Origin of the sequence: Puniceibacterium confluentis (genome assembly GCF_007923445.1) — a bacterium.
In the GTDB taxonomy this organism is placed as follows: Bacteria; Pseudomonadota; Alphaproteobacteria; order Rhodobacterales; family Rhodobacteraceae; genus Puniceibacterium; species Puniceibacterium confluentis.
On record NZ_VOJI01000001.1, the window covers coordinates 51699 to 66778 of the forward strand.

Annotated in this window: 13 protein-coding genes; 3 read left to right on the forward strand and 10 right to left on the reverse strand. The window is 62.2% G+C overall.

Going from position 1 to position 15080, the window contains the following annotated elements; genetic code table 11:
- Positions 1-3: 3 nt before the first annotated feature.
- From FOY53_RS00235 to FOY53_RS00245, 3 genes are read right to left on the reverse strand one after another with little or no spacing between them, the layout of a single operon-like run.
- Positions 4-822: an SDR family oxidoreductase gene (locus tag FOY53_RS00235; protein ID WP_146584477.1), complete on the reverse strand. Its 819-nt coding sequence runs from the start codon at positions 820-822 to the stop codon at positions 4-6.
- Positions 822-2045: a threonine ammonia-lyase IlvA gene (gene ilvA / locus FOY53_RS00240; RefSeq protein ID WP_146584479.1), complete on the reverse strand. Its 1224-nt coding sequence runs from the start codon at positions 2043-2045 to the stop codon at positions 822-824. The genes FOY53_RS00235 and ilvA overlap by 1 nt, the downstream gene beginning before the upstream one ends.
- A 39-nt stretch (positions 2046-2084) precedes the next feature.
- Complete coding sequence (locus FOY53_RS00245; protein ID WP_146584481.1) at positions 2085-2837, reverse strand: hypothetical protein; 753 nt, start codon at positions 2835-2837, stop codon at positions 2085-2087.
- 127 nt (positions 2838-2964) lie between these two features.
- Here FOY53_RS00245 and FOY53_RS00250 point away from each other — a divergent pair, with 127 nt between their 5' ends.
- A complete protein-coding gene (locus FOY53_RS00250) occupies positions 2965-4191 on the forward strand; it encodes an argininosuccinate synthase (protein WP_146584483.1) in 1227 nt (408 codons plus the stop codon).
- Between the two features lie 120 nt (positions 4192-4311).
- Here FOY53_RS00250 and FOY53_RS00255 read toward each other — a convergent pair whose 3' ends face one another.
- The 3 genes from FOY53_RS00255 to FOY53_RS00265 all read right to left on the reverse strand — a co-directional run bounded on the left by FOY53_RS00255 (position 4312) and on the right by FOY53_RS00265 (position 6531).
- Positions 4312-4725 carry a DUF7282 domain-containing protein gene (locus FOY53_RS00255; RefSeq protein ID WP_146584485.1) on the reverse strand — a complete coding sequence of 138 codons (414 nt, stop codon included), beginning with the start codon at positions 4723-4725 and terminating at the stop codon, positions 4312-4314.
- Positions 4726-4906: 181 nt separating this feature from the next.
- The gene (locus tag FOY53_RS00260; RefSeq protein WP_146584487.1) at positions 4907-5623 is read right to left on the reverse strand and encodes a sulfotransferase-like domain-containing protein; all 717 of its coding nucleotides are present in this window, start codon (positions 5621-5623) and stop codon (positions 4907-4909) included.
- Positions 5623-6531, reverse strand: coding sequence for a D-amino acid aminotransferase (locus FOY53_RS00265; protein ID WP_146584488.1), 909 nt, complete (start codon positions 6529-6531; stop codon positions 5623-5625). The genes FOY53_RS00260 and FOY53_RS00265 overlap by 1 nt, the downstream gene beginning before the upstream one ends.
- A gap of 145 nt (positions 6532-6676) precedes the next feature.
- Between FOY53_RS00265 and msrA the strand changes: the two genes are divergently transcribed.
- Complete coding sequence (gene msrA, locus FOY53_RS00270) at positions 6677-7330, forward strand: peptide-methionine (S)-S-oxide reductase MsrA (RefSeq protein WP_146584490.1); 654 nt, start codon at positions 6677-6679, stop codon at positions 7328-7330.
- Here the strand turns inward: msrA and FOY53_RS00275 are convergent.
- Both FOY53_RS00275 and FOY53_RS00280 read right to left on the reverse strand, forming a co-directional pair.
- Positions 7327-8202: a ribokinase gene (locus tag FOY53_RS00275; protein WP_146584492.1), complete on the reverse strand. Its 876-nt coding sequence runs from the start codon at positions 8200-8202 to the stop codon at positions 7327-7329. The two genes, msrA and FOY53_RS00275, sit on opposite strands and share 4 nt — an antisense overlap.
- A gap of 81 nt (positions 8203-8283) precedes the next feature.
- Positions 8284-10539, reverse strand: a complete 2256-nt coding sequence (locus FOY53_RS00280; RefSeq protein WP_146584494.1) for an NADP-dependent malic enzyme — start codon at positions 10537-10539, stop codon at positions 8284-8286.
- A 126-nt stretch (positions 10540-10665) separates the two neighbouring features.
- On the opposite strand from FOY53_RS00280, the gene mutS reads away from it, so the two are divergent.
- Entirely contained in the window at positions 10666-13320 is a 2655-nt protein-coding gene (gene mutS / locus FOY53_RS00285) for a DNA mismatch repair protein MutS (RefSeq protein ID WP_146584496.1), read from the forward strand.
- Between the two features lie 31 nt (positions 13321-13351).
- On the opposite strand, the gene FOY53_RS00290 is transcribed toward mutS, so the two are convergent.
- Positions 13352-13915: a nucleotide exchange factor GrpE gene (locus FOY53_RS00290; protein WP_146584498.1), complete on the reverse strand. Its 564-nt coding sequence runs from the start codon at positions 13913-13915 to the stop codon at positions 13352-13354.
- A gap of 9 nt (positions 13916-13924) precedes the next feature.
- Entirely contained in the window at positions 13925-14989 is a 1065-nt protein-coding gene (hrcA, locus tag FOY53_RS00295) for a heat-inducible transcriptional repressor HrcA (protein ID WP_146584500.1), read from the reverse strand.
- Positions 14990-15080: the final 91 nt, after the last annotated feature.

Genomic DNA, 15080 nt, shown 5'->3' on the forward strand with positions numbered 1-15080 from the left:
GGCTCAGATCAACCGGTGCAGGTCGCGCAGACTGGCCTCTGCACCCTCTTTCAGCGCGGTACGGCGCAGCGCGCGCATACCGGCAATCCAGCGGTCCATGTCCGTGGCACGACGTTGTGCAAACGTCTGAGCCTCGGGGTGGGGCAGAATCAGGAACCGCCCCTGCTGCAAACCCTCGACCAGCGCCCGTGCAACCTCCTGCGGACGGAGCACCCGACTGTTCGGCATGCCTTCCGGGCTGTCATCATCGTATCCCAACAATGGTGTCGCCACATAAAGCGGGCAGACCACGCTGACCTGAATGCCCTGATCACCGTGCGTTATCGCCAAAGACTGCGCGACGCTGACGGCGGCATGTTTGCTGGCCGAATAGGCGGCGTCGCCGATCTGGCTCAGCAGACCCGCCGCCGAAGCGATGTTGACGAGGCATCCCTCGCCGCGGGCGATCATCTCGGGCAGCACCAGGCGGCAGGCGCGCACATGGGCCATGACATGTACATCCCAACTGGCCTGCCACTGGTCATCGGAGGCCGACATGGCGCCATCCGGCTCTCCGGCGGCAAACCCGGCATTTGAACAAAACAGGTCGATCCGGCCAAAGGCCGCGCGTGCCTGACCGATCAACCGTTCGATCTGCCCCGGATCCGACACGTCACATGTTACCGACAGCCCGCCGATTTCGGTCGCAACCTTCTGCGCCAGGTCCGCGTTCAGGTCGCTGACCACGATGCGCATGCCTTCGGCCGCCAGCGCGTGGCAGATCGCGCGACCGATGCCCTGCCCGGCCCCGGTCACGATCGCGGTCCTGCCGGCAAAAATCATCAGATCAGAAACTGCGCCAGGACCTCATCATCGGTGATGTCCTGATAGGTGAAACCGGCCGTCTCAAGCTTGGCAAAAAAACTGGAAAAATTGGCGGCATCGGTGGTCTCGATCCCGATGAGGACCGAGCCGAAGTTGCGGGCGGACTTTTTGAGGTACTCGAACCGCGCGATGTCATCCTCCGGGCCCAGCACGTTCAGGAAGTCCTTGAGCGCGCCGGGGCGCTGCGGCAGGCGCAGAATGAAGTACTTTTTCACGCCCGAAAACCGCTGCGCACGCTCTTTGACTTCGGGCAGGCGCTCAAAGTCGAAATTGCCACCCGATGTGACGCAGACCACAGTCCGGCCCCGGATCGCCTGACCAAGATCCTTGAGCGCATCAACGGCCAGTGCCCCGGCGGGTTCCAGCACAATCCCTTCGACGTTCAGCATCTCGAGCATGGTGGTGCACAGCCGGTCCTCGGGGATGGTCAGCGCATTGGCAAGACCGACGTCCTTGAGCCTTGCAAAGGTCCGCTCTCCGATCTGACCAACAGCAGCGCCATCGGCAAAAGTGTTGACATGGCCCAGTTTTACGGGACGCCCTGCCTGTAGTGCCGCCCGCAGACAGGCGCCGCCAAGAGGTTCGACAAAGCTGTATTGTGTGTCGGTGCCAAAATAACCGAGCGTGCCGGCGGACAGCCCGCCACCCCCCACCGGAATGATGATGTGGTCGGGGATCCGGCCCAGCTGATCTTCGATTTCCACCGCGACCGAGGCCTGACCCTCGATCACATCCTCGTCGTCGAAAGGCGAGAGGAAATGCGCGCCCTGGTCGGTGCAATAGGTCTGTGCCGCGCGAAGGGTATCATCGAAGTAGTCGCCGATCAGGCGGATCTCGATGGCATCGCCGCCAAAGATGCGGGTCTTCTGGATCTTCTGCTGCGGCGTTGTCACCGGCATGAAGATCACACCCTTCTTGCCAAAATGCCGGCACATGAAGGCAACACCCTGCGCGTGATTTCCGGCCGAAGCTGCGACGAACCGGTCCGCGCTCTGCTTGCGCATGGCGTTGAATGCACCGCGCAGCTTGTAGCTGCGCACAGGTGACAGGTCTTCGCGTTTCAGCCAGATGTCAGCGCCGAAACGGTCGGACAGATGGGCATTCCGCAACAGGGGCGTTGCGGGAAAGACGTCACGCATCGCGGCGGTGGCGGCCTGCGCCTTGTCCTGAAAATCACTCATGCCCGCTCTGTGGCCCAGGGGCAGGAATTGTGCAAGAGATCAGTCAATGGGGCGGTTTTCGATGAAATGACCGTACAGGGTCGTCAACACGGAAATCCCGATGATTGTCGCGAACCAGTTGACCACAAGACCGTAAATCAGGCTGATCAGCGAATGCGGGTTCCCGCTCAACATTGTCGGCAGCTGGATCAGAAAGCTTGCTCCGACAACCAGCAGCGCCAGTGTCAGGATTGTGCCGCTTTCGCCGCGCGTCGCGGTCCAGGCTTCGGCAAAAGTGATTTTGCGTCCCAGGGCGGCGCCGGGCAACATCACCCCAAGGCGAAAGAACAGGAACGAGCCGAGCCCGACCAGCACAAAGGGCAGCAACATCATCAAGGGCGGCAGGCCGGACGCGATCAACCCGAACGGAATGGCGGCCACGGTCACGCCGATCGTCACCACAAGCCCGAGCAGGATGGACCGGCCGAGATACCCCAGCATGTGCGCACCGTGCCAGCGCGGAATCCAGCCCTCGGGATATTCTTCGGCAAGGACGAAACGGTGCCAGGCAACCGCAATCCACAGACTGGCGACGATCGCCAGGATGGCGAAGATCAGGTTTTGCGACATGTAGCCGGGTGACATCAGCGGCATGTCCATGCCGTCCATTTCCACCATCTCGGGCGGGTTGAGATAGGTTGCGATCTGACTCGCCGCCAGCACAAGATACAACACGATAGAGACGCGCAGCGCCTGATCCAGATTGGTAAAGACGAGTCGCACCGAATGGGTAAAAATCTGCCAGCCCTTCATGTCGCTCTCCATCCCTTTCGTGTGGGTGGAGGGCTACCATGTGCGCGCGGGCCCGGATAGGGGCAATGCTTGCTGTTGGCTGCAAAAGCGGATACTCCGCGCGCCAAACCTTGCAGAGGAAACGCCCATGTCCGCGCCCAAAAAAGTCGTTCTGGCCTATTCCGGTGGCCTTGATACTTCGATCATCCTGAAATGGCTGCAGACCGAATATGGCTGCGAAGTGGTGACATTCACCGCCGATCTGGGCCAGGGAGAAGAGCTCGACCCGGCGCGCGAAAAGGCGGTTCTTCTGGGGATCAAGCCGGAAAACATCTTTATCGAAGATGTGCGCGAGGAATTCGTGCGCGACTTCGTGTTCCCGATGTTCCGCGCCAATGCCGTCTACGAGGGGCTTTACCTGCTGGGCACCTCCATTGCGCGACCGCTGATTTCCAAGCGTCTGGTGGAAATTGCGGCAATGACGGGTGCCGACGCTGTCGCGCATGGCGCAACCGGCAAAGGCAACGATCAGGTGCGTTTCGAGCTCAGCGCCTATGCGCTGAACCCCGAGATCAAGGTGATCGCGCCGTGGCGCGAGTGGGATCTGTCCTCGCGCACCAAGCTGCTGGCATTTGCCGAAGAAAATCAGATTCCGATTGCCAAGGACAAGCGCGGCGAAGCACCGTTTTCGGTGGATGCGAACCTTCTGCACACGTCGTCAGAGGGCAAGGTGCTCGAAAACCCCGGCGAGGAAGCGCCCGATTACGTCTATCAGCGCACTGTCGCACCCGAGGCGGCACCGGATACACCCGAGATGGTCGAAATCACCTTTGAGCGCGGCGACGCCGTTGCAATCAACGGCGAGGCGATGTCACCGGCCACCATCCTGACCAAGCTCAACGAGCTGGGTGGAAAACACGGCTGCGGACGGCTGGATTTTGTGGAAAATCGCTTTGTCGGCATGAAATCGCGCGGCATTTATGAGACGCCGGGGGGCACATTGTTGCTTGAGGCGCACCGCGGCATCGAACAGATCACCCTGGATTCCGGGGCCGGACACCTGAAGGATTCGATCATGCCGCGCTACGCCGAGCTGATCTATAATGGCTTCTGGTTCAGCCCGGAACGCGAAATGCTGCAGGCGCTGATCGACAAGTCACAGGAACACGTGTCGGGAACAGTCCGCCTCAAGCTCTACAAGGGGTCGGTGAATACCGTGGCCCGCTGGTCGGACCACTCGCTGTATTCCGAAGCGCATGTGACCTTTGAAGAAGACGCCGGCGCCTACGACCAGAAGGACGCTCAGGGGTTCATCCAGCTGAACGCTCTGCGTCTCAAACTGCTTGCGGCACGCAACCGCCGCGTCAAGGGCTAAGAACCGCGGCTGCCTCGGCTCATTTGCCCGGAACAGCCGGCAACCAAAAGAACCGCCCGACCCAAAGGCCGGGCGGTCCAGTGAGCGCCGCCCGCTCCGCAGCCAGACGACGCCCGACGACTACTCTGCTGTAACGGTGGTCATCACCAGAGCGCCGTCAACCTTGAGGGGGCCGTCTTCCTTGGCACCCAGCGTGTACTCGAATCCGCCCATGCTCATGCCGCCATCTTCGGCGTGCACCATGAGCATCAGCATGTCACCGGGCTTGACCTCTTCGGTCAGGATCGCGACGACATCCATGTTCTCGCCCTCGCGCAGGGGTGCGTGGCCGACCACCGGGCCGGGCTTCATCTCGGCATCGGTGCGGTGCACAACCATCCAGCCATTGGCCGGAGCGATGACCTTTTCCGCAGTGACGATGCCGTTTGCGACGGCCTGATTCGACGCCTCGATCATCGGCGCCATGCTGTGCGCGGCGGCAAAGGCCATGCCGGCGTTCAGGGTCAGGGCAACTGTCATAATAAGAGTCTTCATCCGGGTCTCTCCTGTTGGTGTCGGGTTTGCGGCCCGGGCACTGTCTGTGTCGGCGCGAAAGTCCGGACACAAGACCTGCGCAGATCGGCACCGTGCCGCTGCTTGCAAAGAAAGCCACGGGCGAAGCCGCCGATAGGTTTCAGGATGTCGGAATTTTTTTCGCCTGACCGACGGCGCGCGGCTATCGCAGTCTGTGCGCTGCCAGGTGGTCATACAGCGGCAATGCCTGACGCACGATCTCGGCCATGGCACCGCTGACCTGAGGCAACGCACCCTCGGGTCCGGCAAATCCGGTCGATTGGTGCACCGACCCGTACCAGACTGGCGCCCAGACCCCGTCCTGGGGGTGTCCGCCAGCCGGCCAGGACAGCATTGCCGGATCAAACGGCAGATCTATCGCGGCGCACAGGGCGCGAAGCATCTGTTCCGGATTTGCCCGGATATCGGCGCTGTCAACGACGATCGGAGTCTGTCCCTGCTGACAAAGCCGGTCGAACAGCTCCACCTGCTGGACAAAGCCGATGTCCGCGAGCGTGGTCTCTTCGTATTTTGCGCTGAAGCTCGCAAGAACCCGCGCCGGATGGCGGATCAGGAACACATTTGTGACCTGCGGGATCCAGTCGCGCGGAATCCCGTCAATCATGTGCTGCGACATGTGCTTGTGATAAGCGTGCGGTTTGCCACCCGGGACCGGGCCAAGCAACGCATCCACCACCTGATCGGCGGTTTCGGGGCGGCTTTCGATGATCTCGTCGCGCATCGGATGCCTTAACCCCGTGCGCCGCAGGTAGGGTCCGTAAAACGGCTCGTCCACAACAAACATATCGGCACGGTTGCCAAAACTGTACATCAGCGCCGTCGAAAGGTTGCGCGGGCCTGACCACATGGCAATGCGCATCACGCAGACTCTTGCAGGATCAGGTCCTTGTAGAGTTCGCGGATCCGCCGCGTCATTGGCCCCATGTCGCCTGATCCGATCCTGCGCCCGTCAATTTCGCCCACCGGCGTCTGGGCCCCGAAGGTGCCGGTGAGAAACGCTTCGTCCGCACCATAGGCCTCCACCAGGCTGAAGTTGCGTTCGAACACCGGAATGCCCGCGGCACGGCAGACCACGATCACCTTTTCCCGGGTGATTCCGTTCATGCAATAGTCGCCCGTGCTGGTCCAGACCTGCCCGCGGCGCACCACAAAGAAGTTGCAGGCGTTGGTGGTGTTCACGAAGCCATGCACATCCAGCATCAGAGCCTCGTCGGCGCCAGCCTTTTCGGCGGCGATACAGGCAAGGATGCAGTTCAGCTTGGAGTGGCTGTTCAGCTTTGGGTCCTGCGTCATCGGCAGCCCGCGCATGTGCGGCACTGTCGCCAGGCGGATCGGGCGCGGTATCTTGGGGCGCGAATGTTCCATGATGATGACCACCGTCGGACCGGAGCGGGACAGCGACGGATGCTGGAATGGCCGTGTCTTGACACCGCGGGTAATCATCAGCCGGGCGTGCGCATCGGTGGTCATGCCGTTGGCGATCTGCGTCTCTGTCAAAGCCGCGATCAATTGCTTGCGGGTCAGGCCGATCTCGAGATCTATGGCCCTGGCCGCCTCGAACAACCGGTCCATATGCGCGTCCAGAAAGGCCCAGCGCCCGTCGTAAAGCCGCAACCCCTCCCACACGCCGTCTCCCAGCATGAAACCGCTGTCATAGACACTGACAAGCGCCTCGGCCCGCGCTTTCAGCTTGCCGTTCACCCAGATGAGGATGTCCTGGTTGCGGGCATCATCTTCGGCCTGATGTGTGGTCACATGATCGGTCACGGTGGGGTCCCTTTTGCCTCAGGCTAGGGCGAAGGCGCGTGGCGGCCAAGCGGTAAAGTCACGTCACCTCTGCGTGACATCCGATGTCAGCGGTTGCCGGAACGGGTTGCATTGTGGTGCCATGGTGTCAGTACAGGAGGATCAGATGTTGCGTTTGAATTTCTGGAAACCCGCCATACTGGGCCTGTCCATCGCGCTTGGCCTGTTCATCCAGTCCCGTGCGGCGCAGGCGGCTGAAATCGTTGTCGCCGGCGGCTGCTTCTGGTGCGTTGAGGCCGACTTTGAAAAGGTCCGCGGCGTCTCGGAAGTGGTCTCCGGCTACACTGGCGGATCGGTGAAGGACCCGACCTACAAACAGGTGACCCGCGGCGGCACCGGGCACTACGAGGCGGTACAGATCCGCTATGATCCGGCGCAGATCAGCCTGGCCCAGCTTTACACGATGTTTTTCCGCTCGATTGACCCGACCGATGCAGGCGGCCAGTTCTGTGACCGGGGCGACAGCTACCGTACAGCCATTTTTGTCGCTGATTCCGCCCAAAGGGCGGCAGCGGAACAGGCAAAGGCGCGGGCCGAGGCGGCGCTCGGACAGAAGATCGTCACCCCGATACTGCCGGCGGCGGTGTTTTACATGGCCGAGGCCTACCACCAGGATTATTACAAGGGCACCAACCGGGTCGTCACCCGCTTTGGCGTGATCCGGCAGGACGACGCCTATCACCGCTACCGGGTCGGCTGTGGCCGCGATGCCCGGGTGCGGGCGCTCTGGGGGGCCGATGCACCTTTTGTCGGCGGTTAGGCAAAGCGTGACTCCGCCACATCCTTCATGTCCGGGATGACATCCGCCGCACCGTGCCGTGTCACCATGATCGCGGCGGCACGCTGCGCAAGGCCGATCGCCTGCGCCATGGGCATGCCCCGATCCAGACCGGCGAGCAGATACCCTGTAAAGGTATCGCCGGCGCCGGTTGTATCGACCGGCGTCACCGGCAAGGCAGCGAACTCGCGGGTCGTACCGGTATCGGTATCGTGCCAGCGGCATCCCTCGGCCCCGAGCGTCACGACAATGTCGCGCACAGGCAGATCCGGCAAGGCAACTCCGGTCGCCGCCACAAGCTGTGCCGCCTCGACTTCATTCAGGACCAGGAGATCCAGCAAAGGCAGTACCTGCGCGACCGCGGCCGCATCGAACGGCGCCGCCACATGCGCCACGCGCAACCCCAGCGCCGAGGCCTGCTGCGCGGCGAAGGGCCCGGCATTGGTCTCGTTCTGGAACAGGAACGTGTCCTGCGGTCCCGCATCCTTCAGCGCCAGAGCGATGTCTGCTTCACCCACCGACATGTTGGCGCCGGCACAGAGCAGGATAAGGTTCTCTCCGGCATCGTCCACCGCAATCACGGCGTGACCGGTCGGAACGCCGACAACCGCGATGCCCCGCGTGTCGACACCATATTCCAGAAGCCGCTCCACCGCCCAGGCGCCGTCCGCGCCAACCGCGCCGATATGCGCGACATGGCTTCCCGCCCGGGCTGCCGCGACCGACATGTTGGCCCCCTTGCCACCCAGTCCGCGCGAATGCGATGTCGAGGCCAGAGTTTCTCCAGGACCGGGAAGATGCGGCACGCGATAGACCAGATCGGCATTGATCGACCCCAGATTATAGATGGTCACGGCGGCTGCCCCTTCTTCTCTTGTCAAATACTCCGGGGGTGTGGGGGCGGGCCCCCACTCCGGCGTCGGAAAAAGGCGCGTTCACCCGACCTTGCAGGCCGCCAGAACCGCCATGTTCAGAATGTCGTTTGCCGTGGAATTGGTCGAGCAGATCTGAATCGACTGATCCACCCCGGTCAGGATCGGCCCGATCACGGTGGCCCCGGCCATTTCCTGCATCAGCTTGACGGAAATCGACGACGAATGGCGGGCCGGCACGACCAGGATATTTGCCGGTCCGGTCAGGCGCTGAAACGGATAGGATTCCTGCGCGCGCGCGTTCAGCGCCACATCGACCGTCATCTCACCCTCGTATTCGAAATCGACACCACGCGCGTCCAGCACGCGCGAGGCATGGTGCATCTTTTCCGAACGCTCGGACACCGGATAGCCAAAGGTCGAAAACGAAACAAAGGCAACGCGCGGTTCCAGTCCCAGATGCCGCGCCACGCCCGCCGCGCGTTCGGCAATGTCGGCCAGATCCTCTTCGCCCGGCCATTCGTGCACCAGGGTGTCGGCGATCAACACGATCCGCCCCTTGTGCAACAACGCCGTGACTCCGGCGGCGCCGTGTTCGGCATCGGCGTCAAACACGTGGTTGAGCAGCTCCATCACATGTGCCGATTTTCGGGTCGCTCCGGTGATCAACCCGTCACCATGTCCATGGGCCAGCATCAGCGCGGCAAAGACATGCCGGTCCCGGGTCGCCAACCGGTGGATATCCGTGCGGTCATGGCCCTTGCGTTGCAGGCGGTCATAGAGGAACGCCTTGTAGGCATCCAGATGGTGCGTGTTTGCGGCGTTGATCACCTCGAGTTCGCTGATCGCGTCCGCCATTCCGGCGGCCGTGAGCTTGGCTGCAACATCCGGCTCGCGGCCGACAACCAGCGCCTGACCCAGACCCGAACGCTGGTACATCACTGCGGCGCGCAGCACCCGCGGATCGTCGCCCTCGGCAAAGATCATCCGCGACTGGGCAGCGCGGGCGCGGGCGTTGATTCCGCGCAGGATGCTTGCGGTCGGGTCCATGCGGGATTTCAGCGAAAGCTCGTAAGCGTCCATGTCGATGATCGGACGCCGCGCAACGCCGGTGTCCATGCCCGCCCGCGCCACCGCGGTCGGGATGCGGTGAATCAGCCGCGGGTCGAAGGGTGTCGGGATGATGTAATCACGACCGAAACTGAGGTTCTTGCCATAGGCCAGGGCCACTTCGTCCGGCACGTCTTCGCGGGCCAGCGCGGCCAGCGCTTCGGCGCAGGCGATTTTCATCTCGTCATTGATCGCGCGGGCATGGATGTCCAACGCACCGCGAAACAGGTAAGGGAACCCCAGGACGTTGTTGACCTGGTTGGGATAGTCCGAGCGGCCGGTGGCAACGATGGCGTCTTCGCGCACGGCATGTGCCTCTTCCGGAGTGATCTCGGGGTCGGGGTTGGCCATGGCAAAAATCACCGGGTTGCGCGCCATCGACAGAACCATCTCCTGTGTGACCGCCCCCTTGGCCGAGACACCGAGAAAGACGTCGCAGTCTTTCATCGCGTCCTCGAGGCTGCGGGCATCGGTCATCGCTGCATGGGCCGATTTCCACTGGTTCATGCCTTCGCTGCGGCCCTGGTAGATCACGCCCTTGGTATCGCACATGATGCAGTTGTCGTGCCGGGCGCCCATGGACTTCAGCAACTCAAGACAGGCAATGCCCGCCGCGCCGGCCCCGTTCAGGACGATCTTCACGTCTTCGATCTTTTTGCCCGACAGGTGCAATGCGTTGATCAGCCCTGCGGCGCAGATCACGGCGGTGCCGTGCTGGTCGTCGTGAAACACCGGGATGTCCATCAGCTCTTTCAGCGTCTGCTCGATGATGAAGCATTCCGGCGCCTTGATGTCTTCGAGGTTGATGCCGCCGAAGGTCGGCCCCATCAGGCGTACAGCCTTGATGAATTCTTCCGGGTCCTCTGTGTCGAGCTCGATGTCGATCGAGTTTACGTCGGCAAAACGTTTGAACAGGACAGACTTGCCCTCCATCACCGGTTTCGAGCCCAACGCTCCCAGATTGCCCAGACCCAGGACCGCAGTTCCGTTCGAAATCACCGCCACGAGGTTGCCCTTGTTGGTGTAATCATAGGCCAGTTCCGGGTTGGCCGCGATCTCGACACAGGGAACGGCAACACCGGGCGAATAGGCCAGCGACAGATCGCGCTGGGTGGTCATGGGGACGGTCGCCGTCACTTCCCACTTCCCCGGCGTCGGGTCGAGGTGAAAGGCCAGTGCCTCTTCGCGGGTGTATTTCTGGTTCGACATGTAGGGCGCTCCTCTCGTAGCGGTCCGGTGCTTCTAGCCCACGGCGCCGTACGGCTCAACTTCGGTTTTCACCTTTCGCGTCCGGTGCGGGATTTGTAGGGTCGCGCGAGAATGCAAGGGGGCCGCATGAACGCAGTCACGCCGATGATGGCGCAGTACCAGGAGATCAAGGCGCAGTACAAAGACGCGTTGCTGTTCTACCGGATGGGCGATTTCTACGAGATGTTCTTTGATGATGCCGTCGCGGCGTCATCGGCGCTGGACATCGCGCTGACCAAGCGTGGCAAGCATGACGGTGACGACATTCCGATGTGCGGCGTTCCCGTCCACGCCGCCGAAGGCTATCTGCTGACCCTGATCCGCAAGGGGTTTCGGGTTGCCGTCTGCGAGCAGATGGAGAGCCCGGCCGAAGCCAAGAAACGCGGTGCAAAATCCGTGGTGCATCGCGATGTCGTGCGGCTGGTGACTCCGGGTACATTGACCGAAGAGAGTCTGCTTGAAGCGCGACGGCACAATTATCTCGCGGCATTGGCCTGTGTTCGGGACGAATGGGCCCTGAGCTGGTGCGATATCTCAACGGGTGTGTTTCACGTGATGTCTTTGGGACAGGCACGGATCGGGGCGGAACTGGCGCGCCTGGCCCCAAGCGAAGTGCTGGTCTCGGACATGGTCGAAGAAGCGCTGCGCGAGGTATTGGCAGACCTCGGAATCCTGCCGACGGTTCTGGGGCGGGCGTCGTTTGATTCCACCGGGTCCGAGACGCGACTGTGCGGGTTGTTCGCGGTCGCCTCACTGGATGCCTTCGGGCGGTTTGCCCGGGTCGAAGTGTCGGCCATGGGCGCACTGGTCGATTACCTCGACATCACCCAGAAGGGCAAACTGCCGCTGTTGCAGCCACCGCGTCAGGATCAGGTCACGCGCCTCATGCAGATTGATGCTGCCACGCGTCGCAATCTTGAGCTGACCCATGCCTTGAACGGCGGCCGCGCCGGGTCGCTTCTGGCGGTGATTGACCGAACCGTGACCGCCGGCGGTGCGCGACTGCTCGAACGGCGTTTGTCGTCTCCGTCACGGGAACTGAGCGTGGTTCAGGCGCGCCAGGACGCTGTGGCGTGGTGTCTCGACTCGGTCGATGTGGCTCTGTTCCTGCGGAATGCGCTTAAACGGGTACCGGATCTGGACCGGGCACTGTCCCGTTTGGGGCTGGATCGCGGCGGTCCGAGGGATCTCGCGGCAGTGCGCAATGCGCTGGAGGAAGCGGCAGCGATTGCCACACGTTTGGCGGGGTGCGAATTGCCTACTCTGCTGAACGAGGCCTGTCAGGGTCTGGGTGGACATGACGAACTCACCGCTCTTCTCGACGCCGCCCTGATCGCCGATCCGCCATTGCTGGCCCGCGACGGCGGATTCATTGCGCCCGGTTATGACACAGAACTGGACGAAGCGCGCACGCTTCGGGACGAAGGCCGCGGCGTCATAGCCCGGATGCAGGCCGAATATGCCGCCCTGGCGGGCGTCTCCAGCCTGAAGATCAAGCACAACAACGTGCTGGGCTACTTTATCGAAACAACCGCCACCCACGCGGAAAAGATGCTGTCGGCCCCTTTGTCAGAGACCTTCATTCACCGGCAGACAACCGCAAATCAGGTTCGGTTCACCACTGTCGAGCTTTCCGAGATAGAGACGAAAATCCTGAATGCAGGCGGGCGGGCCATCGACATCGAAAAGCGGCACTATGATGCCCTGAAAGGTGCCGTTCTGGAGCGGGCTGCCGAGATTTCGCTCACCGCGCTGGCGCTGGCCGAGTTTGACCTTGCCAGCGGTCTTGCCGATCTGGCATCCGCGCAGGACTGGTGTCGGCCGCGTGTGGACGAGAGCCGCGCATTCGAGATCGAAGGAGGACGGCATCCGGTCGTCGAGCGCGCACTCAAGTCTCAGGGTGGTGCACCGTTCATCGCCAATGACTGCGGCCTGTCCCCCGAAGGCCAAGCAGCGGCGGTGCAGCTTCTGACCGGCCCGAACATGGCGGGTAAATCAACCTATCTGCGTCAGAACGCATTGATCGCCTTGCTGGCGCAGATGGGGGCCTACGTGCCGGCGGCGTCGGCGCATATCGGGCTGGTGAGCCAGATTTTCAGCCGGGTCGGCGCGTCGGACGACCTGGCGCGCGGGCGGTCCACCTTCATGGTCGAGATGGTGGAAACCGCGGCAATCCTTAATTTGGCAGATGACCGGGCGCTGGTCATACTGGACGAGATCGGTCGCGGTACCGCGACCTATGACGGCCTGAGCATCGCCTGGGCGACGCTGGAACATCTGCACGCGGTCAACCGGGTGCGCGGACTGTTCGCAACCCACTACCACGAACTGACGGCTCTGGCCGGCAAGCTTCCGGGGGTCACCAACGCCACGGTCGCCGTCAAGGAGTGGGACGGCGAAGTCATTTTCCTGCACGAAGTGCGACCCGGCGCGGCGGATCGGTCCTATGGTGTTCAAGTGGCGCAACTGGCGGGGTTGCCAGCGTCCGTGATTTCCCGGGCGCGGCACGTTCTGGAGCAGCTCGAGAAAGGCGAACGGGAAAGAGCGTCCCCCAAGGCACTGATCGACGATCTGCCGCTGTTCTCGGCGATGGCGCGCGCCCCTGCCCCGGTTGCCAAGGCTGCGTCATCCGATGTTGAAGACAGGTTGGCGCTGCTGATGCCCGACGAGATGACTCCGAGGGAGGCGTTGCAGGCGCTGTACGAACTGAAGGGTCTGAGCAAAAAAAAGGGCGGGGTTTGACCCCCGCCCCTGCTGTGTTTCACGTGAAGCCTTAGCTCGCGGGCATCGAGCTTACGCCGACCTGCGCAGGACGCAGCAGGCGATCATGCAACATGAACCCTTCGGCCGAAACCTGGATGATCTCACCCGCCTTGGTGCCCGGCACCGGGGCTTCGAACATCGCCTGATGCTGCTGCGGGTCGAATTTATCCCCGACCTTGGGGCTGATCGGCTGGATGCCGTGTTTCTTGAACACCGACGTCAGCTCGCGCAACGTGAGTTCCACACCTTCAAGCAGCGCCGCAGAGATCTGCTTTTGCTCATCGGTGGCAGCAGCAAGCGCACGCTGCATGTTGTCGTAAACCGGAAGAAGATCCCGGGCCAGCTTGGAGCCGCCATAATTTTCCGCCTCGCGGCGATCCTTGTCGGCCCGCTTGCGCGAATTCTCGGCATCTGCCAGGGCGCGCATGAAACGGTCCTTCAGTTCGTCACGCTCGGCGCGCAGCGAATCCAGCTCGATGGCATCATCGTCCATCTCTTCCATTTCTGCGGCGTATTCCTCGGCGGTGGCGTCATCCACATCGTCGAGGAAATCATCTTTTCTCGTGTCTGCCATTCTTGTCCTCTACCTCCGGTCGGAGATCAGCTTGCCGACCAACTGGGCCGTGTAATCCACGATCGGCACGATACGTCCATAGTTAAGGCGCGTGGGTCCGATGACACCAACCGCACCGATTATCTTACGATCCGCGTTCATATATGGAGAGACCACCAGAGAGGAACCCGAAAGTGAAAAAAGTTTGTTCTCGGAGCCGATAAATATGCGCACACCTTCGCCATCTTCGGTCAGTTCCAGAAACTCCGCGATGTCGCGCTTGCGTTCAAGATCGTCGAACAGGCTGCGAATCTTGTCGAGTTCCTCACTTTGGCTGTCGCCCGCCAGCAGGTTTGCACGGCCCCGGACGATGAGACGTTCCGATTGATCCCCTTCGGTGGCCCAGACCGCGAGACCCGAGTCCACGAGGTCCCGCGCCAGAGTGTCTATCTCTTGCCGACGGGCGCTGATTTCCCGGGCCATGACATGGCGCAGTTCGGACAGCGTCTTGCCTTCGATCAGGGCGTTCAGGAAGTTGGCCGCTTCGCGCATCGAGCTCGGGGTCTGACCGGGCGGCGGGTGGAACAGGCGGTTTTCAACGTGACCGTCAGCAAAGACCAGCACCACCAGCGCCCGGTCGTGGCCCAGGGCGACAAATTCGATGTGGCGGATCGGTGCCTCGTGTTTCGGTGTCAACACCAGAGAGGCCCCGTGAGTCACGCCGGACAGGGCCGAGCCGATCCTGTCAAGCAGCCCGCCGACATCGTCGGTGTTGTTGGTCAGAGTCGCGTCAAGTTTCTGGCGGTCGGAACTGTCGAGGTCGCGCACTTCGAGCAGACCGTCAACGAACATCCGCAGCCCCAACTGCGTCGGTATGCGGCCGGCGCTGACATGCGGGCTGTTCAGAAGGCCGAGGAATTCGAGATCCTGCATCACGTTGCGGATCGTCGCTGCCGAGACCTTTTCGCTGAGAGTGCGCGTGAGGGTGCGCGAGCCGACGGGTTCGCCACTGTCAAGATAACCCTCGACCACGCGGCGAAACACTTCGCGCGAGCGGTGGTTCATCTGATCGAGAATATTCCTGCCGTCATTCATCTGGGTGACCCTTCATGGGAACCATTAAAGGCCCCTGCGCCGGGAGGTCAATTGCGGTTTCTGTTGCGCAACCGGGCGATGCCCCTATATG